This is a genomic window from Microbulbifer magnicolonia, assembly GCF_035117725.1.
Lineage (GTDB): Bacteria > Pseudomonadota > Gammaproteobacteria > Pseudomonadales > Cellvibrionaceae > Microbulbifer > Microbulbifer magnicolonia.
Genome location: NZ_JAYEFD010000001.1, coordinates 1068461 through 1091338 on the forward strand (window position 1 = coordinate 1068461; position 22878 = coordinate 1091338).

Below are 22878 nucleotides of genomic sequence, written 5' to 3' on the forward strand. Positions count from 1 at the left end.
AGGGTGCCATGATCGGCAGGGAAGAGGAGAGAACAACAAAAACTCTTCAGTCAGACATAGGGCGGCGCGCTTTTCCACATTCATCTATATTCAAGAAGGAACCAGACGCCAGGCGATCGCCGCCCGAAAGGGCGGAGTGCCGGCGGGTCATACAGCCAACAGAAGGTTTACTCACTTGTCCCGAGAAAATTTTTACTCAAGGGATGAAGCATGGCTGAAGGACACAGACGAACCCCTCTCCGGCGAATCCGCCGCTGAAGATGCCGTCGAGCGCGCCGCCGCCAGCGACGCGGAATCCGCCCCGGATGAAATCCCGGCAGCGGAAGAATCGATGGCGGACAGCAGCACCACGCCCATGCAGAGCTACCTCAAGCATCTGTATCGGCTGGAACTGCTGACTCCCGAAGAGGAAAACACCACTACCTGCCTGTTGCGAGACCTGGAGGACAAGCTGATCGCCCTGCTGCAGAAGCGCGGCGTGGAGCTGGTGGAGTTGCGCAGCGAGGGCGTGGAACAGCGCGGCAGTACCGGGGCCTACGACCACGGCCTGATCATTGCCCGCGCCGAGGCGCTGCTGGCTTCGGAGAAACTGTCGCGGCGCGACCGCAGCTCCATGCAGAGCCTGTTGCGGCGCTTTCAGGCCCAGCGCAAGAAACTGATCCAGTGCAACCTGCGCCTGGTGATTGCCATTGCCAAACGCTTCCGCAATCCCTCGGTGCCATTCATCGACCTGATTCAGGAAGGCAATGTCGGCTTGATGAAGGCCATAGAGCGCTTCAAACCGCAGATGGGCTACCGCTTCTCCACCTACGCCTACTGGTGGATACAGCAGGAAATCCAGCTGGCGCTGCGCCGCAACGAGGATCTGGTGCGCCAGCCCGCCAATGTGCAGGACGACCTGCGGGCCATCTACCGGGCCATCGGCGATGTCCGCGCGGACGGTTTGCCGGCTTCCGACGAGAACCTGGCCAAGTACACGGGCCTCGATCTGGAGCGCATCCAGAGCCTGCTCAAACTGCCCGGCCCCACCGGTTCGCTGGACGACCCGGTCGCCGATGATCAGAGCAGCACACGGCTGGATTACGCGCCGGCCGACGAGCTCTACAACACCGACGAACTGGTCACGAATCAGGAACTCGCCCAGCGGCTGCGGGAGGCAGTGGCGCGCCTGCCGGCGCGACAGCGAACGGTGCTGAACCTGCGCTACGGCCTGCTGTCGGATCGCGACTGCTCCTTCCGCGTGATCGGTGAGCAGCTCGGTCTCAGCCAGGAGCGCGCGCGCCAGCTGCACTCGGATGCGCTGCGTCAGCTGAGGCGCCAGTGGCGCTAGCCCGCCGTTCTCACCAATCTCCCGCTGCTGCAGTCGGGCACACCGTAACAGTGCCCCGCAGCGGACTTTTTTGAGAACTGCGGGCTGGTTCCACAAGTGCGTCGCCCAAAACACGCTTGTCATCAGCAGATATCCCGCTAGGCTTATCCACTGTTTCAACTCCGGATTCAGCGATAAGCCATGCGCAGTTTTGTTGCCACCGCCAGCATTGTGTCCTCGGCACTGCTTCTCTGTAGCATTTTTGTCACGCCCGGCGCCCGCGCAGAGCAGGAGTTTATCGTCAGTGCCGGCAAGGGCCTCGGGGATGCACTGATCCAGCAAAAGTCCATTGCCGATGCGGATATGATCGGCCTCAACTACGCCTACCTCTTTTCGGAGTTCGAGGGCGGCCCCGGTCGCTGGCAGTGGTGGGCCCAGGGCAGTTATTCGCACATGCGGATGGATTATCGCGGCGAGCAGCAGCGCCAGAACATTTTTGAATTGAAACCGGTGCTGCGCTGGTATCCGCATAAGGATGCGCAGGGTATTTTTGGCGAGTTTGGCGTCGGCGCCGCTTACCTGACCAATAAGCGCTTTGGCGAGATCCAGCTCACCACAAAACCCAATTTCGCCCTGCATTTTGCCGGAGGCTATCGATTTCGCAGCGGCTACACCCTCTCGCTGCGCTACAGCCACTTCTCCAATGCCTATACCAACACACCGAATCCGGGCTTCGATTTTGCCTCACTGAACGGGCACTTCAATTTCTAGGCTCCAGCGGATCCCGCCAACCGACCATGCGCTTACTTTCTATTCGAGAGCGAAACCATTCGGGATCGAACATATAGGCGGCTGGGCTTTTGTCCCTGCCAGTTGAGCATTTTCTAAACAAATGGTGTCGCAAAATAGTCACATGCCAATCAAATTCCTGTAACAGGCGCCCCACAGAATACCTCCAATAAGAATACGGGGGATCTATGGACGCTAACCGTTCGGCGTTTCAAGGTGGCAATGACACAACGCCGCAGGGAAGACCGCAATCCGCAGCGCAGGCTGCGGCTGTCTCGCGCAATCCGCAATACAATTGCCATACCGGCATTCGCAGTATCTGCCACTTGATTGCCAGTCGCGAACACGGCGACATGGAAAAACATGTAGCGGACCTGTCCCGCTGGCAGGCGCACAATACGGAGGCGAAAGTCTCGGTAATTGCGCACCCGCGCTACCAGAACACACTCGATGAACGTGTGCATTTTGTTCCGCTGAACACCGATCGCAGCCGGCATCACCCAACGCTTGTATGGCGACTCGCGAACCACATCCGCGCGGGCGAATACCAGATAGCCCACGGGCACGGCAGCAAGTCCGCACAGCTACTGGCCGCAGTGCAGAAATATACCGAAGCGCAGCAGGTCATAACCCGCCACAATGTCCGCCACCCTCGGGACAAGCTGGCCAGCGCCTTTGCCGCACGCATCGCGGTCAGCCGCACCGTCGTCGCGAACTCCCGCCTCACCTGGAATATCATCCCCAACGGCGCCGACATCTCCACTCAGGAGTCCGCTCCCGTGGACATCGACTCGGTATCCGCTGCCTGCATACTGGTAGCGGTCCGCCTCTTAAAGCTGAATAGCGTGGTGCCGTTACTGGAGGCTTTGCTGGAATTGCCCCAGGTGCAGATGACTATTCTGGGGGACGGGCCGGACAAGGCGAGGCTGGTACAGCTTGCTAACAATTTGTCTCTCGGCGATCGCGCGCGGTTTACCGGCAATTGCGACAAGATCGGCTCATGTATGCGCGCCGCGGATCTCCTGCTGATCCCTTTGCACAATGAAAGTCAGCCCTACCTTCTTGCGGAGGCGCTGCTGCATGGCTGCCCGGTAATCGCCGGCCGCGTCGGCAACGCCGAGGAATATATTCCAGCGGCATACCTGCTGGATAACCTGGAGGTCCCGCATCTGGTAGCGACGCTGCGCGGCGCCCTGCAGGACAAGAAGAAATTGCGACGAGACTTCGCGCGGGCCTTTGAACGGGCGTCAAATGAGCTCACCCTGGCGCACATGGCGCAGGCCACCTGGCAGGTCTATTCAAAGCTAGTCGACTGACGGCATTATTCAGCCGGAGCCGCACAGCTCCCGGTACAGGGCCAGTGTCTGCGCAGCCGTGTCTTCATGGCTGAAACCGCTGAAATGGATCGTCTGCGGGCATTCGAGCAGTTTCAGGCTGGTCTCCACCAGCGCATCCAGGTTGTCGCGTTCGACTAACCCCTGCGGGAAGCAGCGCTGCAGAATCTCGGCAGAGCCGCCATCCCCATAAGCGATGACAGGACAGTTCATTGCCAGCGCCTCGGTCGCGATCATGCCGCAGGTGTCGGCCCGCCCGGACAGGTGGTAGGTGATCTGCGCGCTGGCGTAGAGTTCACGCATATCACGGCGCTCGCCGAGAAACAGCACCTTGTCGCTCAAACCCAGTTCCAGGGCCTGCCGTTCCAGCGCGCGCGCATATTTTTCCCGCCCCGGTTCCGCGGATCCGACCACAAGCCCGAAGACGTCCTCCTGCCGCCGGGCCACAGCCGCCAGTATCTGCAGGAAGGTATGCTGACCATTTTCCGGTGAGAGGGAGGCCGGTATCAGCAACCAGTGCTTGCCCTCCAGCTGCGGGTAACTGTTGAGCAGACGCAACTGCCACTGCCCGGATATCGGCGCATCGCGATCGAATTCCCTGGTGTTCACGCCGCGGTAAATCACCCGCGGCGGCACGCGCAATTCCTTACGGAGATTTTCCTGCAGGCAATCCGCCACCCGCTGTGAGGTGGCCACCACCCGCTCACCGGAGGCCATAGCCGCATTGAAAATACTTCGCGAATGAATTCCATCCACAGCGGTGACGAGCCGCGGCCTGCGGTCTTCGGGCATGCCGCGCCACGCGCGCAGGGTAATCCTGGCCGGCATCCGCGAACTCACATGCACCACATCCGCCTGTAACTCTGCCAACAGGCGGCGCAGCCGCCCAACGTGACGCAGAGACCAGAGGGATTCTTTGTGCAGCGGCATCTGGATATGCCGGCTGCCGCGAAGCGTGAGTCGCGACACCAGTTCGCCACCGCTGGATATCACGATGGACTCATGCCCGAGCCGGACCAGTTCATGGGCAAAGTCCAGTGCAGCCTTGGCCGCGACACCAGACTCCAAGTCGGACAAAATCTGTACAATTCTCACAACTGCCACCGAGAACCAAGTAAAAACAACCTATTGTGAAGCGCCGGCGCACAGATGCACAGTACATTCCGCACAGAATTCTATTTCGCCGACGCCCCAAGTTCGCCCTCGAGCGCTGGCCCCCGGCCCCCAAAAATCTTCGTCGCCACCCGAGGTAAGGCACCGGCCTTTCCTGTCATTTGCGCCGATGAAACGAGGCGCACCGGCAGTGCCCGCCACTGCGGAGCCGGCAGCACCTGAATCTAACAGGAGGTCGCAGAATGGCGGCATCTGGCGGCTACTGGGGCGTGCTAGTATCCTGACTAGAAGCCCGACACAGGAAATAGTGATGGCAAATCCCAACCTCTTGCGGACACTTTGCGTCTTCTTGCTGGTGATCGCCGGCATTACCAGCGCGGCGGAAACCGACCGCGGGATATTCTGGAGAGCGGACAAGGCGGGGCAAACCGTCTACCTCCTCGGTTCGGTGCACCTGGCCACTCCGGACTTCTATCCCTTGCGTGCATCTATCGAACGCGCCTACGCCGCAAGCGATGCACTGGTGGTAGAGGCAGATATCCTTGCCGCCGAGGGCGATATGGCGCTGCAACAGCGGATCATGATGGAGTCTCTGTATCCGGGTGACCGCAGTCTTCGCGACGACCTCTCACCAGCGGTTTTCAAGCAGCTGCAGTCCTGGCTCGAGCAACGCCAACTGCCGGAATCATTGTTTATTCGCCAGCGTCCCGCCATCGCCATGATTACCATGAGCATGGTGGAAATGCGGGCCCAGGGCCTGGATCCGGGTCTCGGCATCGATCGACACTTCCTGAAAAAAGCCAAGCGGCAGGGCAAACCCATCGTGGAGCTCGAGGGGGTACTACAGCAGTTGCAACTGCTCAACGAACTGGAGAATCCGGGGCTGCTTCTGCAGCAGACGCTGGCGCAATTAAAGGATATTGAAACCTTTGTGCCACGCATAACCAGCGCCTGGAAGGCCGGCGACATAGATACACTTTACCGGCTCATCATCGCGGACAACCTGGCAGAGTACCCGGAATTCGCCCCACTCTATGAAACACTGTTCTTCCGGCGCAATCGCGCCATGGCAGACAAGATCGCAGACAGCGCACCCGCCTATAAATCACTGTTTGTGATCGTTGGCGCCGGGCACCTGATCGGTAACGAAAGCGTCATCGAACTGTTAAAGAAGGAGGGTTATCAGCTGCAACGCCTGTAACGATCACTGTGGCGCCTCCCTCCGCAGCCCGTTATTAATTTTTAATTGAAATCACTGCTTGTTAGCGGCCGCGTCACCTGCACTTGCTAAACTCGAAAGGCATCGTTCAGTCACATCGATGCAGAGGTAAAGTACAGGGAGGTACCCAATGAACCGCTACGGCTCTATTTTCGCCCTGGCGGGCGCAGCATTAATCAACCCGGTATTCGCCGACCAGGCAGAAACCAAAGGCGGACTGGAAATCACTTCGGATGACGGAAATTTTTCCGCCGAACTTGGTGGCCGCATCCATTTCGACACCTACCTCTTCGATCCGGATATCGAAGACCCCGTCAGCACCACCGAATTCCGCCGCGCGCGCATTACCCTCTCGGGCCAGGCCTACAGCTGGACGTACAAGCTTGAACAGGATTTCGCCGCCGGCAATACCCTCGCCGGATTCCGCGATGTGTATATCGAGCACGAATTCTATGCCGGCTACGTCAGGATCGGTCAGTTCAAACCCTACCGCTCCATGGAAGAACTCACCAGTTCCAATGAGATCACCATGATGGAGCGCCCCTTCTCCAGCGCGACGGGCTTCTATGACGGCCGTCAGTTCCAGCAGGGGCTGGGCTGGCAAAACCACTGGGACTGCTACACCCTCGGCGCCATGGCCTATAACCTGCGCAATGCCGACACGCCCCGCAATGAGGGCGTGGGTGCCGCCGGGCGCTTCACCTGGGCGCCGATCGACGACGACATCAGCACCCTGCACTTTGGCATCTCACTCAGCTATGAAGACGCCAACCGCAACTCCAATCCGCTCGAATCCACAGCCGATTATGCCGGCCGCCGCGGACCCACCCAGCTGATCGCATTGACCCCGGGTGACCGGGAATTTTTATTTGGTGACTTTGACGAACCGGAGTTCTTCGTGGGCGGCCAGGGGGGATCGGTGCGGGCTGTCGGGCTCGAATTCGCCGGCACCTACGGCCCCCTGTATCTGCAGGCAGAGTATCTGCGCGGTGACAATGACGGAGACTACTTTATTTCGGAAGAAGTCTTCGAAGATTTCTTTGACGCCCCACCAACATTCACATGCGATCCGGATTTCGGCTGCTTTATCGGCGACCAGGATGTGCAGAGCTGGTACATCATGGGCAGCTGGATGATCACCGGCGAACACAAGCCTTACGACATGAAAAAGGGCGTATTCAAATCCGCCAAACCCCGCAGTGGCTGGGGCGCCTGGGAACTGACGGCGCGCTACGACACTATCGAGAACAAGGACATTCGCAGTCTGGAAGCCGACAGTGTGATCCTCGGCGTGAATTACTATCACAGGGCCAAGGTGCGATTTATGGTCAACGTGGTGCTGGGCGACGACGAATTTACCGGGGACGAGACCAAGCAGCTGGCATTTCGCGCACAGATGTCCTGGTAAATTCGCGATCACAAAATAAGGAGGATCTGTAGGAGCGGCCCATGGCCGCGATCGATGTCTGGTATTTACCGCTAGATCGATCGCGGCCATGGGCCGCCCCTACATGATGGAGGAGGCTCAGCCCACCTGCTGCGCCTTGGCCGGATCGAAGACCTCCACCGGCGTTGCGCCATTCAGGTCAGCAGCCGGGTTTTCGAAACGCAGCAGCGCCGCGTCGCGCTGTTTCTGCGCCCGCTCCAGACTCGCATCCTTTACAAGGCCGTAGCCGCGAATCATATCCGGATAGCTGAGCAGCTCGATGGCGGCAGCGTGGTTCTCTGCATTCAGCTCGCCAATCACCCTGTCGACCAGTTGTTCGTACTCGCCGATCAGGGCGCGCTCCATCTTGCGCTCTGCGGTGTAGCCGAAAATATCCAGCGGCGTGCCGCGCAGGCCTTTCAGTTTTGCCAGCAGGCCGAAGGCCTTGTACATCCAGCCTCCAAACTTGAGCTTGCGCGGCCGGCCGAGCGCCTTGTCGAACGGCGCGATCAAAGGCGGCGCCATATTGAATTCCAGTTCGAAGTCGCCGGAGAAGTTTTCCTGCAGCGCCTGGATAAAGCGGCCGTCGGTATACAGGCGGGCCACTTCGTACTCGTCCTTATAGGCGAGCAACTTCGCGTAATAACGGGCGACCACTTCCGCCAGCGCCTCGCTGCCCGGTACCTTGAGGATTTCCGCCGCCTTCACCTTGTCGACCAGCGCGCGGTAGCGCTGTGCCAGCGCCGCATTCTGGTAGCCGGTCAGGTGCTCTATCCGGTGCGCGACAATATCTTCCAGCCCGCGCGGCGGTGCGACTTCCTGCTTGTCCTGCGCCAGCAGTGCATCCAGCGCGGCGCGGTCCGCGGCAGCCAGGCGGCCGGCGGCGAAGCCCTGCAGGTTGCCCTCCACGGCGACGCCGTTCAGTTCGATGGCCTGCAGCAGCGCATCCTGTCCCAGCGGTATCAGGCCCTTCTGCCAGGCGAAACCCAGCATAAAAATATTTGCGGCCAGGGTATCGCCCAGGGCGGCGCTGGTCAGCTTGTGCGCCTCTACCGCTTCCAGCTCCTTCACCGCGCCGCTCAGGGTGTCCAGCACCGCCTGCGGCGAGTGCACATCTTCGCGCCCCAGTACGGAGGCGGCGGTCGGGCTCAGGTGGGTGTTGACCACTGCGCGGCTGTGGGTTTCATCCAGTTTCGCCAGGCAGGCCTGGAGGTTGCCCGCGGCGATCAGGTCGCAGGCCATCAGGCCGTCGGCGCGACCGTCGGAGATGCGCACCGCCTGCAGTGCCTCCGGCTCTGCGGCGAAGCGCACGTGGGAGTAGACCGCCCCGCCCTTTTGCGCGAGACCAGTCTGGTCCAGCGTACTGCTGGCCCGGCCCTCGATATGCGCGGCCATGGCCAGCAGCGCGCCGATGGTGACCACGCCGGTGCCACCGACGCCGGTGACCAGCAGGTTGTAGGGCTCGCTCAGCGACGGCAGTTGCGGCGCCGGCAGCTTGTCCGCCTCGGTGCGCAACACGTCCCCGACCCCGGCGCGCTTGGCCAGCTTGCCGCCCTTGACCGTGACGAAGGATGGGCAGAAACCGTTGACGCAGGACATGTCCTGGTTACAGCCGGTCTGGTTGATGCGGCGCTTGTCGCCAAATGCGGTCTCGACTTTTTCCACCGCGATACAGCTGGACTGCTGCACGCAGTCGCCACAGCCTTCGCACACCCGCTCGTTGATAAACGGGCGGCCCTCCGCTTTCGGCAGCAGGCCGCGCTTGCGCTTGCGGCGCAGTTCGGTGGCGCAGGTCTGGTCGTAGATGATGACAGTGCAGCCCTCGGTCTCGCGCAACTCCTTCATCACTGCGCTCAGGTGATCGCGGTGGCGGATTTCCACCTCGCTGGGGAAGGTCAATGCGCCCCGGTACTTGTCCGGGTTGTCCATCACCAGTACGACTTTCTTCACGCCCTCCGCCAGCACCTGGCGGCAGATCATGTCCGGCGCCAGTTCACCGTCGTGGGGCTGGCCGCCGGTCATGGCGACGGCATCGTTGAACAGGATCTTGTAGGTGATGTTCACCTTCGCGGCAACGGATGCGCGAATGGCGAGAACACCGGAATGGAAGTAGGTGCCGTCGCCCAGGTTGACGAATACGTGCTTCTCACGGGTAAAGGGCGCCTGCCCGACCCAGTTCACGCCCTCGGCGCCCATCTGGGTAAAGGTGTAGGTCTCGCGGTCCAACCACTGCGCCATATAGTGGCAGCCGATACCGGCCAGCGCACGGCTGCCCTCCGGCACCTTGGTGGATCGGTTGTGCGGGCAGCCGGCGCAGAACATCGGCAGGCGCGATACGCTGGAACCCGCCTGCTGCGAGATGCGCTCCGCCAGTGCATTGAGGCGCATCAGACGGTGCCTGGCCCGCTCACCCAGTTTTGTATCGCCCAGCACCCTGCCCAGGACCTGGGTGACGATAGCCGGTGACAGCTCGCCGTACATCGGCATCAACGGGCGATCGTGCTCGTCCACCTTGCCGAGAATCCGCGGGAAGTGGGGGTCCTTCTGATGCACGTTGTACAGCTCTTCTTTCAGCTGCACTTCCATCAGGCTGCGCTTTTCCTCCAGGACCAGCAGCGTCTCCAGGCCGCGGGCGAATTCCTGGATACCGGGCACATCCAGCGGATAGGTCATACCCACCTTCAGGATGCGGATGCCGAGCTCTTTCGCCGTCTGCTCGTCGATGCCCATATCCTCGAACGCCTGCATCAGGTCGAGGTGCGCCTTGCCGGTGGTGACGATGCCGAGGGTCGCGCTGGGATTTTCCAGCACTACCTTGTTCAGGTTGTTGGCGCGCGCGAAGGCGAGCGCCGCCGGGCGCTTGTAGCGCCACAGGCGCTCTTCCTGCTCCAGCGGGTTGTCCTGCTTGCGGATATTCAGACCGCCCTCGGGGCGCTCTATCTCCGGATAGACAAACTGCACCCGCCCGGGATCCACTTCGACGGTGGCGGAGCTGTCCATATTCTCCGCCAGGGTAATCATCGCCACCCAGCAGCCGCTGAACCGGGAAAGTTCGAAACCGTAGTGACCGTAATCCAGCACTTCCTGCACGGTAGCGGGGTTCAGCACCGGGATATGCATATCGACGAAGGCAAATTCGGACTGGCCGGGATAGGAGGATGACTTGCAACCGTGGTCGTCGCCGGCCACGATCAGGGCCCCGCCTTTGGGGGAAGAGCCGGCCGCATTGGCATGGCGGAAGGCGTCGCAGGAGCGGTCCACACCCGGGGTCTTGCCGTACCAGATACCGCAGACGCCGTCGACTTCGGCACCCTCAAACAGACCCACCTGCTGCGACCCCCAGACGGCAGTCGCGGCCAGTTCCTCATTTACACCCGGCTGGAAGCGAATATTGTGCTGATCCAACAGCTTCTTCGCGCGGGCCAGTTGCTGATCGTAACCGCCGAGCGGCGAGCCGCGATAACCGGAGATAAAGGTGGCAGTATCGAGGCCGCGGGACCGGTCCATGCGCATCTGGTCGATGGGCAGGCGCACCAGGGCCTGGATCCCGGAAAGCAACACGCGGCCTTTGACGGTGGTGAAGCGATCATCCAGGGAGATCCGCTTTGCCTGACCCTTTTCCTGGTCTTTTTCCTGGAATTGGGCCGCGTCCCGCGGACTGTTAACTTTCTCACTCATACGCCTACTTCCGGTTGTCTGATCAGTTCAAAACTGAATCCGAGTTATTGGTCATTATTCTTTCGGCCTAACGGGCATCTGCCGCCGGCGGCTCAGGAAATGCCGGATCCGGCACAGCGAGCTGGCGGCATTTCACAAAAAAGCTTCGGGTCCAAGACGGACTGGTCAGGCCATACTAGTGCGTAAAGCGCAATATAGCATTGCTTTATTTACGCATTTACGCGTAAAATTATGATAAACATCTCGAACAGATATTTTTTTGTAGGATAGGAGTTTATATGAAGCGTTCGACAGACCTGGATGATTTTGACCGCAAGATTCTGCGAGCGCTGCAGGAGAACGCCGATTATTCCATGGCGGAACTCGGAGACAAAGTGGGTCTGTCCCACACCCCCTGCTGGCGCCGGATCAAACGCCTGGAAGCGGAGGGCATTATCCGTGGGCGCGTCACCCTGCTCGACCCTCGCAAACTCGACCTGGGAGTCACAGTATACTGCTACGTCACTATACACAACCATGACGAGGATTCCCTCAACAACTTCGAGTCGGCGGTGCAGGACGTCCAGGAAGTGGTCGAGTGCTACTCCACCAGTGGCGACAAAGACTATGTGTTGCGGGTAGTAGTAGACAGCGTCGAGCACTACGAGCAGCTGCTGAAGCGCTCACTGGTGCATCTGCCGAATGTGGCCTCGGTCAACTCCACCTTTGCGCTGAAGCAGGTCAAGTACACCACGCAGCTGCCGCTCTAACTTCTGGACTCGAAATAAGTATATGAGCCAGGTACGAAGGCCCTGCTATCGGGAGCCGTTCGAGAGACATTTGCCGATGAGGCTGTTGAACGAACGACTATCGATAGCAGGGCCGCCAATGAACCCGCTTAAAAGCTCGACCTTTAGACACAAGCCCTCCCGGTGGACTTTTAATTCACCGGGTTTAGCTCTTCTATCACCTGATCCAGAACCTGCTGCAAATCCCTGCCGTCGCAGCCCACCGTGATATCCGCATACTTGCGGTACAGCGCCTGGCGCTCGGCAAACAATTCCTCGAAAGACTGCCCCGGCGCCTTGGCGATGCCGCGGCTCTCGTAGTTGTGAATGCGCCGGCGCAACTCATCCGCCGAGCAGTTCAGGAAGACCACCGGACCGAAACGCCGCAGGTTTGCCATCCCCTCTTCGCTGTACACCGCACTACCGCCGGTGGCGATAACGTGATTGGGCAAATCGGCATCGGCGATTACCTCCCCCTCGATGCGGCGCAGGTTCAGATAATCGCTCTCGTTCATGATTTCCTGCAGTGTCTTGCCTTCGCGCAACTGGATCAGCACGTCAGTATCGACAAAATCCAGTGCCAGCTCCTTGGCCAGCAACACCCCCAAGGTACTCTTGCCAGCACCCGGCATGCCTATCAAAACGATACTTTTGTGTTTTTTCATTTCGTTATTTTCTTACTGCTACCGCAAAAAGTCAGTTACCGCTGAAATCTTCAATCGCCCGGCGTGGAAACAGCAGCGAGCGCAACCAACCCCGCAGTGAATTGCCATCCAGCAACATCTTATCCAGCTCATCCATATTGTGCGCCTGGCGAAAGGCGTCGGCGAACAGGGCCTCGCGCGTAATCATTCGCCGACGAGGGTTTAGCTGCTTGATTTCGCGGGCGGGATTCCCGGCCACCACGGTATTCGCGGGCACATCTTTTGTCACCACGCTGCCGGCACCAATGACGGAATTATCACCGATGCTTACGCCCTTGCCGATAATGGCGCTATCCCCGACCCAGACATTGTTGCCCAGCCGTACCGGTGCGGTACAGCGGAACGGGCGCGTGCGGTTATAGAGGCCGTGCCAGTCGGAGTCCGATATATAGACATTGGCGGCGATCATGCAAGCATCGCCGATGGCAATGGACTCTGCCGCGGATATCCGCACACCGGGCGAAATCAGCACATAATCACCGATCTTGATAAAGGCATCTCCGCCCTTGTGGCCGAGGGTGGTGAAGCGAATACATTTATCCGGTGTCGAGATCAGATGCGGGTAATTGCCCAGACAGATGTTCCTGCCAAATACAAACACCGAGCCCGGATCCATGATTTCCGGATCGACGCCTACCGCATCAAACTGCGGCAATAAAAACGTGCGCGCACGCCACCTGCGCAAGCGCAACTGCCAATGCTTCAACCAATAGGGCCGGTGATCCCTGCGCATTTTCTAGAATCCGTTCCAATCGCCATACGCCCGACAAAGCAATTCGCAATTGCTTTTGTAAAAGCGGCGGTTTAGTGTTTGGCCAAAGAAATACAACGAGCGGTAACCCATGTCTATCAAACTGCCTATCGACGTTCGCGCCATCAAGGGATTTCTCGCAGCCCATGAAGGAGAAGCGCTCTACCATTTAGCCGCCGAGGCCGGCGGCCTCGGCCCCTGCCTCGAAATTGGCAGCTATTGCGGCAAGTCCACCGTCTATCTCGCCTCGGCCTGTAAACTGACAGACAACGTTTTGTTCGCCGTCGATCATCACCGCGGCTCGGAAGAACATCAACCCGGTGAGGAGTACCACGACCCGGAGCTCTTCGACGAAAATGCCGAGCTGATGGACAGCTTCCGCGATTTCCGCGCGAATATTCGCGCTGCCCAGCTGGAGGAGTGGGTGGTACCTGTTGTAGCACCCTCAGCAGTGGCAGCACGCTGCTGGAATACGCCCCTGGGGCTGGTGTTTATCGACGGCGGCCACTCACTCGAAGCGGCCTTGACCGACTACCGCAGCTGGTCCCGCCACATTGTGCCCGGTGGCTATCTGGCCATTCACGATATTTTCCCGGATCCTGCCGACGGCGGCCAGGCGCCATACGATATCTATAAACTAGCCCTGGCTTCCGCTCAATTCGAGCTGGTGGAGACGGTCGATACGCTCGGCGTTCTCCGCCGCGTCTGACAACAGTCTCACTGCGGTGAATAGCTTGCTCGCCGGCGTCAGCCCGGCGAGTGCGTCCGCCGCCAGCAGCATGGCCCCAACCGTCCAGGTGGTTTTCTCCTCGGGCCAGATCGCTTGATCGCGGTACACGTAACCCGTCCAGTAACCGCCATCCGCATCCTGCCAGCGGTGCAATCCGCGGTACAGTTTCGCCGCGCGGCTGTGCTCGCCGGCCGCCACCAGTGCCATGGTCAGCTCACAGGATTCTGCCACCGTAACCCAGGGCTCGTCATTGACGCAGCGGCAGCCGAGTCCAGCGACAACAAATTCATCCCACTTCTTCTGCAGCCGCGATCGCGCCGCTGCGCCGGCAAACACTCCGGTCAGCACCGGGTAAAACCAGTCCATGGAAAAGCGGGCTTTGCTCTCCCAGGTGCGATCGAAACGCTGCGGTTTCTCGCGCAGCGCAGTGCCCAGCGCTGCCCTGCCCGCCATCCAATGCGGCCGGGAATGCCCGAGCGTGTGGGCGATATTGATGGCGCACTCCAGGCTCTTGTAGATCGACGAACAGCCGGTAATCAGTGCATCCTCTTTCGGCTGGCCATCACTGTCGACCGCCCAGTGAATTTCGCCGTGCTCCGTCTGCAAACCCAGCACGAACTCCACCGCCCGCTCGACGGTCGACCAGTAACGGCGCAGGAAACCTTCATCGGCGGAGATCAGGAAGTGATGCCAGATACCCGTGGCGATATAGGCAACGAAATTGCTCTCGCGCCGCTCCCGGTTGTGCACCTCCCCATCCTTGTACGCCGCCCACCAGCTACCGTCGGCTAACTGGTTGGCCGCCAGCCAGCGATAAGCCCTTTCCGCCGCGGCAAACTCGCCCGCGATGCTGAGCCCCATCGCCGCTTCCACATGATCCCAAGGATCTGCGTAACCGCCGGTAAACCAGGGGATGGCACCGTCGGCCAACTGCTGGGAGAGAATATAATCCGCGCTGTCGCGCACGAAGCCGCGCGGAAAAAGCGCAACTGCGGACGGAGAGGAAATGGCCAACTCGCTCAAGGGCGCACCTCCACCGCTTCCGGAACCGGCTCAGAAGCGACTGCCTCTGCCAAGCGCCCGTCCACCTGCACGGGTTTAACAAAATAGAGCACCAGGCTTTTCCCCAGAACCGGATTCAGCAGCTTTTCCAGAACCCGTGTCAACAACGGCTTCTGCATCAGATCCCACACCAACATGCGATGGTAGGCAGCGAGCAGGCGCGAGTCGGGCTTGTGCCACAGCAGGCACTTTAACCACCAATAGGGTGCATGGAGCGCGTGCGCCTTGTGCCGGGCAAAACATCGATGACCAAGCCTTTCAATGCTCTGCCGGAGTTCACGCTGACGGAAAATCCGGATATGGCCGCCCTCCACCTGATGGTACGCGTCGCTGAGTCGCCAGCAGATCCATTCAGGTAAAAACGCCGGCACGCTCGCGGCAAAGGTGCCGCCGGGTTTCAGCACCCGGTCGATTTCCGCCAGCACCGCCGGGTAGTCCTCGATATGCTCCAGCACCTCCGAACAGATCACTACATCAAAGGTGTCACTGGCAAACGGCAGTTGCTTGCCATTTGCCACGCCGAGCAGTAGGCGCCCCGGCGACTGTTGCTGATCGACAAACGGCTGGGCGCGCTCGCAGGCGGTGCGCACATCGGCAATGTTCAAATCGATAGCGACAACATCCACCGGCTCGGAAACCAGCAGGTGAATGGCGTGACGCCCCTCACCGCATCCCAGGTCCAGCACGCGCTGCCCCGGCCGGAGCTGCAATTTTTGCGGGTCGACCGTGATCATCAGGCCGCCTCCGCGCCGCTGGCGTCGGGTGCCGGCACTGCAAGCCGCGGCACAGGGTTGCGCTTGGGCGCACCGATCACTTCGCGGTAGTAATCCACCAAGTGCGCCGCGGCCAACTGCCAGGAAAATTGTCGCGCGATGCGCTCCCTGCCCCGCTCGCCCAGTTCCGCACGCTGCTTGTCGTCGACGAGGAGATCGCGCAGCGCCCGTGCCAGGGCCTGGCTGTCGCCGGCAGGAACGATAATGCCGGCATCGCCGACCACTTCCGGCAGCGCGCCGCCATCGCTGGAAATCACCGGCACGCCACAGGCCATGGCTTCGCCGGCCGGCAATCCGAACCCCTCGTAAAGGGACGGACACACGACGACGCCGGCACTCGCGTAGTAGTCGACCAGCTGCTGATTGGAGATGCCGGACACAAATTGCACGCAATCCTGTAGCTGCAGTTCGCCCAGGAGTTGCTCGGTGGCGCCCCCCTGTTGCAGGCGCCCGACAACCAGCAACTCGAGATCCGGGAACTGTCCGCGCAAATCGGCCATCGCGTGCAGCAGGAATCGCAGCCCCTTCAGCGGCTGGTCGGCCGAGGCGGTGGTCATGATGCGCAGAGGCCTGCGCTCGATATCGGGCTGGGGTCTGAAAATATCTGTATCTATGCCGTTGTAGATCAGTTGGATCTGCTGGCGGTCCACCCCGAACTGCTCGGCGATGTCTGACTCTGACTGGCGCGAAACCGTGACGACATGCCGCAGTCTCCGCGCCACCTTCATCTGCATGCGCAGGAAACTGTACCAGCGGCGCACTAGCAGCCGGAAGCGCCAGTCCGGTGCCGCATCCAGGGCCAGCTGGCGATCGCGGGTAATGGGATGATGGATGGTGGCGACGACCGGCAGGCCGCTCCTTTCGATTGCGAGCAGGCCGTAACACAGGGACTGGTTGTCGTGCACTATGTCGTAATGACGGCCGCGCTTGCGTAGGTACTTCGCCACGCGGCGACCAAAGGTATAGGGTTCGGCAAAACCACCGGTAAGTTTCGCCCACCACTCGAAGAAGTCCGTCCAGGACAGCAGGTGGCGCAATTTCAGCGCACGCGTCGGATTCTCCTCTTCGAACAGGTTCAGCCCCGGCATCTTGATCAGCGTTACCCGGGGATCCAGCTCTGGATAGGGCTGTCCGGAAATGACATCCACCGAGTGGCCGGCTTCCACCAGCGCTTTGCTCAGGTAGTGAAGGTAGACCCCCTGCCCTCCGCAGTAAGGGTGACTGCGATAGCCCAGCAGGCAAATTTTCAGTGGCCGCGTACTCGCGACCGGTGGACCGTCGGCAAAATTCCCCAAGGCGGTCATAACTTCCCCATGTGCATTGTTCTAGTACCAGCCGGTGAAAGCGAAGAATACACTGGCGCAGAAGTGACTGCCAGGCGGAATCTGTCCACCTTTGGCACCGCACGCCACTCGGCGCGGCGACAACCGGAATGCAAGAGGCAGGTGAGCAGTCGCAGCCACCCACCTGCCTCGAGTTACGAAGATATTGGATTAAAAGCTGAACCGGTAACCCACGCCCAGATTGAACATCCAGGGATCCAGGTCCATTTCGTCGCGCACGCGCACCGGCAGGATTACTTCATCGACAAATCCGGGGACCAGCGTCTCTGTGTCATAACCGATGAAGATGTCCGGCTGGGCATCTACATACATGGCCGAGACATTGACCTGCCAGCCGTTGTCGCGACCGAAGTTAAAGTCAACGCCGATCTGGGCTGTCCAGGTGAAATCACTGCCGAAATCCAGCAGTCCAAAATTATCGCCGACCTCATCGCGGAATACCGGCCGCAGAAAATCCTGCTCGATATCCACATAACTGAAGCCCACACCGACGTAAGGCTGTATCAGGCAAGTCGGGTTCAGCGGGTACCAGTTGACGAAAACGCTGGTGGTGAAGGTATCGAAGTCGCCGATACCCTCGGAGAAGTCGCCGATAAACTGACCACCGGTGGTGCGGGCGGTTGAATTGAGTGTCGCGTCCAGATTGGCGTCGGCATTGAAGTAGAGTTCCAGCCCGAAGTGCTCGATCGGCAGCCAGACACCGCTGATATACCAGGTGGTATCGTCGTCCAGGTCAATACTGGTGAAGACGTCAACCGGCACCTCCTCCACGGGATCGGTGTCCGGATCGTCCGTCACGAATGTCTGACTACCGACAAAAACGTCGTCGTCCGGCTCAACATAGGAAGCACCAATCCGCACCAGGACCGTTCCGGCAGTGTAGATTCCGGGAGATGGCTGCTGCACCGGATAACCAGAGGGGCCAGCCAGAGCTGGCTGAGCGGCGAAGACGGCGTAGCCCGCCACTGCCATGGGGATGAGGAGGGACTTCAATCTCATGGGGAAACTCCTTGTAACGCTGAAAAGCTCCTTCGCCGCAGTAGCGGTTACTCTCCAGTATAGGTTGGCTTTTTCGAGATGCAGCAAGGCGTACCAATTAGGGAGCGGAATTGGGGAAAGAATTTCCGACATATCGGCGACAGATAAAAAAAATGCCCGCCAAAAGGCGGGCCAGTTTTCTCGAACACACTTTCAGGAGGAGAGTTTCAAGCGCGTTGTGCGCTTAGCAATAGGTATAGCAAAGGATCGCTCAAGCCATCTCATCCCGTCGCCAAAGTCGTCCAGTTGTACAAAAGCAGGAGACGCCGCTGCACCCGGACATGCGACTCACACCCGATGCAGATAGCTCTGGTATTCCACGTCGGTAACTCGCGCGCCGATCTCCGCCAGTTCCTGGCGCTTCAGCAGCAGGAACAGATCGACAAAGCGCGGATCCAGATACTTTTGCCACAGCGGGCTCTGTTCGAAACGCTTGAGCGCGGCGCCCCAGGTATTGGTCAGCTGCTCGCTGTCCACCTGGTAGGCGTCACCCTCCACCGGCGCCGATGGCTCCAGCTTGTTTTCGATACCGTGGCATACACCGGCAAGTATTGCCGCCAGCACCAGGTAGGGATTCACGTCCGCCCCGGCGATGCGGTGCTCTATGCGACGCGCCTCCGGATCGCTGGCGGGCACCCGCAGCGTGGTGGTGCGGTTGTCGTAACCCCAGCACAGGTTGAGCGGCGCGTGCGAACTCTCCTGGAAGCGGCGGTAGGAATTGCTGTGCGGTGCAAAGAACGCCATCGCGTCGTTGGCGGTGGCCAGCATGCCGGCAGCGGCGTAGCGCAACAGTTCGGAACCCTCTTCCGTGCCGTCGTCGAAGACGTTCCTGCCGCTGTCGTCGATCAGGCTCAGATGCACGTGCATGCCGTTGCCGGACTGGTTGCCGAAGGGCTTGGCCATGGTGCTGACACGCAGGCCATGGCTGCGGGCCACGCCCTTGAGCAGTCGTTTGAACAGCAGGGTCTGGTCGGCAACCTTGACCGGGTCGGCACTGTGCAGGAGGTTGATCTCGAACTGCCCCGGCGCGCACTCGGACAGCACCGAATCCGCCGGTATGCCCTGTGCTTCACAGGCGGCGCGCACATCGGCAAAGAAGTGCCGCTGGGCGTCCAGTTCGGACAAATCGTATACATCGGTGGACGGCACCAACTCGGAATCGTTGTCGCTCACCGGAACCGGCCGCGCCAGGTGATCCACCTCTTCGCGCAACAGATAGAACTCCAGCTCCGTGGCGCAAACCGCCGTGTAGCCGAGATCCTTGAGCCGCGCCACAACGTTCTGCAGCTGCGTGCGGGGATCGGCATAGAGCGGCGAACCGTCGGCCTCGTACAACTGCATGTGCAGCTGACCCGTCAGCTCCCGGTGCCAGGGGGCCAGGCAAATCGGCGATACCGGCATGCAGATACCGTCACTGTCGCCACTGGCAAATACCAGGGGACTGTCTTCAATATCCCGCCCCCAGATATCGAGGCTCACGGCGCTGCGCGGCATCTGCAGGCTGCCCCTGAGCAGCTTTTCCGCCGCCTCGGCCGGAAGCCATTTGCCGCGGGGAACCCCGTTGATATCGAACATAAAACCTTCGATCCACTTGAGATCGGGGTGTTCGTCCAGGAACTTCCGCGACTCTTCCAGCAGTTCCGGTGCTGGAATAAATTCATTTTCTAGAGACATATATTGCCTGGTAATTTTTTATCAACTTGCAGGAGCGGCCAATGGCCTCAATCAGGTCACTGGGTTGCCCCTGACCGCCGATCGCGGCCGTGGGCCGCTCCTGCAAAAGCTTGGATCGGACACCGGTGATATTACGCCAATGCCTTGGCGGTGTCGTCCAGCGCGCGACGGGCTTTTTCCACCAGCTCGTCCACCTGCGCATTGGTGATGATCAGCGGCGGTGCGATGATCATGGTGTCACCGGTGGCGCGCATCACCAGGCCGTTCCGGATGCTCATGTCGCGGCAGATACCGCCGGCCGAGCACTTGTCGTCGAAGCGCGCGCGGCTGCCCTTATCCTTCACCAGTTCCAGCGCGCCCACGAGGCCCAGGCTGCGCGCCTCGCCGACGATCGGGTGCTCCGCCAGCTCCGCCCAGCGCTTGGCCAGGTAGGGGGCGGTGTTGTCGCGCACGTTTTCGATGATCTTCTCGTTGCGCAGGATATTGATGGTCGCCAGACCGGCCATACAGGCCGCCGGGTGCGCGGAGTAGGTGTAACCGTGGGTGAATTCGCCCCCCCTGGCCTTGACGACATCCGCCACCCGGTCACTGATCATGGTGCCGCCGAGCGGGAAGTAGCCGTTGGTCACCGCCTTGGCGAAGGTCATCAGGTCCGGCTGCATGCCGTAATAATCGGCGCCGAACCACTCGCCGGTGCGGCCGAATCCGAAGATCACCTCGTCCATCACCAGCAGGATATCTTCGTACTGGTCCAGTACCTTTTTCACTTCCGGCCAGTAGGTCTCCGGCGGAATGATCACGCCACCGGCGCCCTGGATCGGCTCGGCGATAAACGCCGCCACCTTCTCCGGGCCCAGCTCCTGGATCTTTTCGTCCAGACAGCGCGCGGCGTAGACACCGAACTCCTCGGGAGACATGTCACCGCCCTCGCCGAACCAGTAGGGCTGCTGGATGTGCTCGATATAGTCCAGCGCCTGAAACTGCTTGTGCATGCCGCTCATGCCGCCGAGGCTGGCGCCGGCGATGGTGGAGCCGTGATAGCCATTCTTGCGCGAGATGACGATGCGCTTCTCGGGCCGCTCATTCAGATCCCAGTAGCGGCGGATCAGGCGCAGGTTGGTATCGTTCGCCTCGGAACCGGAACCGGTAAAGAACACATTGTTCATGTGCGCCGGTGTCACCTCCGCCAGGGCGTCCGCCAGCTCGATGGAGGGGATGGTCGTGCACTGGAAAAAGCTGTTGTAGAACGGCAGCGTGTTCAGCTGCTTGTAGATGGCGTCGCTGATTTCCTTGCGGCTGTAACCCAGGTTGCAGCACCAAAGACCGGACATGCCGTCGAGCATTTTGTGACCGTCGATATCGGTGATGTAGGCACCCTCGGCACTGGTGATCACCCGGGTGCCCTGCTTGCCCAGGTCACAGAAATCGGTAAAGGGATGCAGCAGGTGCTCGCGGTCGTGTTGTTGCAGTTCGCTCTTGTTCATCTTTCACTCCTGGCTATCTAGCTGAGATCCGCGCCACCGCGGGATGCGGCGCGCCACCCCGATAAGGGCTGACCTCTCCTGTCTCCGATGCTCGCCATGTGCGGCGATCACTCTATCGGCGCCCAAAATCGCGCCTTATAAATTTGTGATCACATTTTAGGGGCGAGCCAGGGGAGAGCGCAAGATCTATCGAGCCGTTGCGACAACACTATAGTCTCGAGTGCGACCTCACTCGCGAATCTGCGGTCCCAGCACGGTTTCCGGATCGGGCAGGGATTCCAGCTGGTCCGCAGTCATCAGCTTTTCTTCCAACACCAGCTCCTTCACGCTGCGCCCGGTCTGCAGTGCCCGCCGGGCTATGGCCGAGGTCTTGCCGTAGCCCAGATAGGGATTGAGCGCCGTCACCAGTCCGACGCTGCGCTCCAGATTATCGCCACACACATCTGCGTTCGCCGTAATCTCGACCACACAGTCGGACCGCAGGGTGTCCATCGCCGCCGCCAGGTGACGGATGGATTCGAGTAGCTTGTAGCCGATGAGTGGCTCCATGGCGTTCAGCTGCAGCTGGCCGGCCTCAGCAGCCATGGTCACCGCGATGTCGTTGCCGATCACGCTGAAAGCCACCTGATTGACCACCTCTGGAATCACCGGGTTGACCTTGCCGGGCATAATGGAGGAACCCGGCTGATTCTGCGGCAGGTTGATCTCGTTGAGGCCGCACTGCGGGCCAGAGGACAGCAGGCGCAAGTCGTTGCAGATCTTCGACAACTTGATGGCTGTGCGCTTCAGCAGGCCCGAAAGAAACACGAAAGCCCCCATATCGGATGTGGCCTCCACCAGGTCGGCCGCCTCTGACAGCGGTTCCCCGGCAATCTCGCGCAAGTGAGCCACCGCAAGATAGCGGTACTCGCACTCGGCATTCAGCCCGGTACCTATCGCCGTACCGCCGAGGTTGATCTCACTCAATAGCGCGGCCATGTCCCTCAACCGCGGCAGTTCCTCTCCGACAGTAGTGGCAAAGGCATTAAATTCCTGCCCCAGCGACATGGGCACGGCATCCTGCAGCTGCGTCCGGCCCATTTTCAGTATCGAGCGGAACTCCCTGCCCTTGCCTGCCAGGGCGACCTGCAGTTGTTGCGTGGCCCCGCCGAGCGCCCGCAATTCGAAGATCATCGCCAGGCGCAGAGCCGTCGGGTATACGTCGTTGGTAGATTGGGACATATTGACGTGGATATTGGGATGCAGGAATTTGTACTCGCCGCGTTTTCGGCCAAGCAGTTCAAGGGCGCGATTGGCGATAACCTCGTTGGCATTCATATTGGTGGAGGTACCGGCCCCTCCCTGCAACATATCGACGCAGAACTGGTCGTGCAGTTTGCCGGCCATGATTTCATCACAGGCGGCGACAATGGCTTTAACCTGCAGCGGGTCCAACTTGAGAAGATCCCCATTGGCCAGTGCGCAGGCCTTTTTCACCATCGCCAGAGTGACCACCAGGTTCGGAAAGTGATTCAGGACAATTCCGCTGATGCGGAAATTCTCCAAAGCGCGCAGTGTTTGTACGCCGTAATAAACACCCGCGGGTACCCGCCGTTCGCCCAGCAGATCCCTTTCCACACGGTAGTTGGCGGAATCATTCATCTTGAGATTTCCGAGATTAATCTGCATGGCGGGTGCGCGAACA

At 60.2% G+C, this 22878-nt stretch carries 18 protein-coding genes; 7 read left to right on the top strand and 11 right to left on the bottom strand.

What is annotated here, in order from left to right:
- Positions 1-175: 175 nt before the first annotated feature.
- From RRF64_RS04715 to RRF64_RS04725, 3 genes are all read left to right on the top strand, one after another.
- The gene (locus tag RRF64_RS04715; RefSeq protein WP_323844665.1) at positions 176-1330 is read left to right on the top strand and encodes a sigma-70 family RNA polymerase sigma factor; all 1155 of its coding nucleotides are present in this window, start codon (positions 176-178) and stop codon (positions 1328-1330) included.
- 180 nt (positions 1331-1510) lie between these two features.
- The gene (locus tag RRF64_RS04720) at positions 1511-2080 is read left to right on the top strand and encodes an acyloxyacyl hydrolase (protein ID WP_323844666.1); all 570 of its coding nucleotides are present in this window, start codon (positions 1511-1513) and stop codon (positions 2078-2080) included.
- Between the two features lie 371 nt (positions 2081-2451).
- Positions 2452-3414, top strand: a complete 963-nt coding sequence (locus RRF64_RS04725; protein ID WP_323844667.1) for a glycosyltransferase — start codon at positions 2452-2454, stop codon at positions 3412-3414.
- A gap of 9 nt (positions 3415-3423) precedes the next feature.
- Here the strand turns inward: RRF64_RS04725 and RRF64_RS04730 are convergent, their stop codons facing one another.
- Positions 3424-4527 carry a glycosyltransferase gene (locus RRF64_RS04730; RefSeq protein ID WP_323844668.1) on the bottom strand — a complete coding sequence of 368 codons (1104 nt, stop codon included), beginning with the start codon at positions 4525-4527 and terminating at the stop codon, positions 3424-3426.
- A gap of 328 nt (positions 4528-4855) precedes the next feature.
- Here RRF64_RS04730 and RRF64_RS04735 point away from each other — a divergent pair, with 328 nt between their 5' ends.
- Together RRF64_RS04735 and RRF64_RS04740 are read left to right on the top strand one after the other, a co-directional pair.
- Positions 4856-5746 (top strand): TraB/GumN family protein, encoded by an 891-nt coding sequence (locus RRF64_RS04735; protein WP_323844669.1) that lies wholly within the window; start codon positions 4856-4858, stop codon positions 5744-5746.
- 148 nt (positions 5747-5894) lie between these two features.
- Positions 5895-7172, top strand: a complete 1278-nt coding sequence (locus RRF64_RS04740; protein ID WP_323844670.1) for an OprO/OprP family phosphate-selective porin — start codon at positions 5895-5897, stop codon at positions 7170-7172.
- Between the two features lie 117 nt (positions 7173-7289).
- Here RRF64_RS04740 and RRF64_RS04745 read toward each other — a convergent pair whose 3' ends face one another.
- Positions 7290-10868, bottom strand: coding sequence for an indolepyruvate ferredoxin oxidoreductase family protein (locus RRF64_RS04745; RefSeq protein ID WP_323844671.1), 3579 nt, complete (start codon positions 10866-10868; stop codon positions 7290-7292).
- Between the two features lie 278 nt (positions 10869-11146).
- Here RRF64_RS04745 and RRF64_RS04750 point away from each other — a divergent pair, with 278 nt between their 5' ends.
- Positions 11147-11617 (top strand): Lrp/AsnC family transcriptional regulator, encoded by a 471-nt coding sequence (locus tag RRF64_RS04750; RefSeq protein WP_010131435.1) that lies wholly within the window; start codon positions 11147-11149, stop codon positions 11615-11617.
- 170 nt (positions 11618-11787) lie between these two features.
- Here RRF64_RS04750 and RRF64_RS04755 read toward each other — a convergent pair whose 3' ends face one another.
- Together RRF64_RS04755 and RRF64_RS04760 are read right to left on the bottom strand one after the other, a co-directional pair.
- A complete protein-coding gene (locus RRF64_RS04755; protein ID WP_323844672.1) occupies positions 11788-12300 on the bottom strand; it encodes a shikimate kinase in 513 nt (170 codons plus the stop codon).
- A 31-nt stretch (positions 12301-12331) separates the two neighbouring features.
- Positions 12332-13072 (bottom strand): acyltransferase, encoded by a 741-nt coding sequence (locus tag RRF64_RS04760; RefSeq protein ID WP_323844673.1) that lies wholly within the window; start codon positions 13070-13072, stop codon positions 12332-12334.
- A gap of 109 nt (positions 13073-13181) precedes the next feature.
- On the opposite strand from RRF64_RS04760, the gene RRF64_RS04765 reads away from it, so the two are divergent.
- Complete coding sequence (locus RRF64_RS04765; protein ID WP_323844674.1) at positions 13182-13799, top strand: class I SAM-dependent methyltransferase; 618 nt, start codon at positions 13182-13184, stop codon at positions 13797-13799.
- Here RRF64_RS04765 and RRF64_RS04770 read toward each other — a convergent pair.
- From RRF64_RS04770 to RRF64_RS04800, 7 genes are all read right to left on the bottom strand, one after another.
- Positions 13728-14843 carry a prenyltransferase/squalene oxidase repeat-containing protein gene (locus RRF64_RS04770; RefSeq protein WP_323844675.1) on the bottom strand — a complete coding sequence of 372 codons (1116 nt, stop codon included), beginning with the start codon at positions 14841-14843 and terminating at the stop codon, positions 13728-13730. The genes RRF64_RS04765 and RRF64_RS04770 overlap by 72 nt on opposite strands.
- Entirely contained in the window at positions 14840-15616 is a 777-nt protein-coding gene (locus RRF64_RS04775) for a class I SAM-dependent methyltransferase (RefSeq protein ID WP_323844676.1), read from the bottom strand. Before RRF64_RS04775 ends, RRF64_RS04770 begins: the two co-directional genes overlap by 4 nt.
- Entirely contained in the window at positions 15616-16959 is a 1344-nt protein-coding gene (locus RRF64_RS04780) for a glycosyltransferase family 4 protein (protein ID WP_323844677.1), read from the bottom strand. Before RRF64_RS04780 ends, RRF64_RS04775 begins: the two co-directional genes overlap by 1 nt.
- Positions 16960-17148: 189 nt before the next feature.
- Entirely contained in the window at positions 17149-17997 is an 849-nt protein-coding gene (locus tag RRF64_RS04785) for an OmpW/AlkL family protein (protein WP_323844678.1), read from the bottom strand.
- Positions 17998-18324: 327 nt separating this feature from the next.
- Entirely contained in the window at positions 18325-19710 is a 1386-nt protein-coding gene (locus RRF64_RS04790) for a glutamine synthetase family protein (protein ID WP_323844679.1), read from the bottom strand.
- A 131-nt stretch (positions 19711-19841) separates the two neighbouring features.
- On the bottom strand, positions 19842-21194 hold the full coding sequence (locus RRF64_RS04795) for an aspartate aminotransferase family protein (protein ID WP_323844680.1): 1353 nt from the start codon (positions 21192-21194) through the stop codon (positions 19842-19844).
- Between the two features lie 228 nt (positions 21195-21422).
- Positions 21423-22835, bottom strand: a complete 1413-nt coding sequence (locus tag RRF64_RS04800) for an aspartate ammonia-lyase (RefSeq protein ID WP_323844681.1) — start codon at positions 22833-22835, stop codon at positions 21423-21425.
- Positions 22836-22878 lie beyond the last annotated feature (43 nt).

Coding starts and splice junctions, on each gene's coding strand:
- RRF64_RS04740 (WP_323844670.1), top strand. CDS start 5,895: ATGAACCGCTACGGCTCTATTTTCGCCCTGGCGGGCGCAGCATTAATC.
- RRF64_RS04725 (WP_323844667.1), top strand. CDS start 2,452: ATGGAAAAACATGTAGCGGACCTGTCCCGCTGGCAGGCGCACAATACG.
- RRF64_RS04750 (WP_010131435.1), top strand. CDS start 11,147: ATGAAGCGTTCGACAGACCTGGATGATTTTGACCGCAAGATTCTGCGA.
- RRF64_RS04795 (WP_323844680.1), bottom strand. CDS start 21,194: ATGAACAAGAGCGAACTGCAACAACACGACCGCGAGCACCTGCTGCAT.
- RRF64_RS04765 (WP_323844674.1), top strand. CDS start 13,182: ATGTCTATCAAACTGCCTATCGACGTTCGCGCCATCAAGGGATTTCTC.
- RRF64_RS04720 (WP_323844666.1), top strand. CDS start 1,511: ATGCGCAGTTTTGTTGCCACCGCCAGCATTGTGTCCTCGGCACTGCTT.
- RRF64_RS04760 (WP_323844673.1), bottom strand. CDS start 13,072: ATGCGCAGGGATCACCGGCCCTATTGGTTGAAGCATTGGCAGTTGCGC.
- RRF64_RS04735 (WP_323844669.1), top strand. CDS start 4,856: ATGGCAAATCCCAACCTCTTGCGGACACTTTGCGTCTTCTTGCTGGTG.
- RRF64_RS04785 (WP_323844678.1), bottom strand. CDS start 17,997: ATGAGATTGAAGTCCCTCCTCATCCCCATGGCAGTGGCGGGCTACGCC.
- RRF64_RS04755 (WP_323844672.1), bottom strand. CDS start 12,300: ATGAAAAAACACAAAAGTATCGTTTTGATAGGCATGCCGGGTGCTGGC.
- RRF64_RS04790 (WP_323844679.1), bottom strand. CDS start 19,710: ATGTCTCTAGAAAATGAATTTATTCCAGCACCGGAACTGCTGGAAGAG.
- RRF64_RS04775 (WP_323844676.1), bottom strand. CDS start 15,616: ATGATCACGGTCGACCCGCAAAAATTGCAGCTCCGGCCGGGGCAGCGC.
- RRF64_RS04745 (WP_323844671.1), bottom strand. CDS start 10,868: ATGAGTGAGAAAGTTAACAGTCCGCGGGACGCGGCCCAATTCCAGGAA.
- RRF64_RS04780 (WP_323844677.1), bottom strand. CDS start 16,959: ATGACCGCCTTGGGGAATTTTGCCGACGGTCCACCGGTCGCGAGTACG.
- RRF64_RS04800 (WP_323844681.1), bottom strand. CDS start 22,835: ATGAATGATTCCGCCAACTACCGTGTGGAAAGGGATCTGCTGGGCGAA.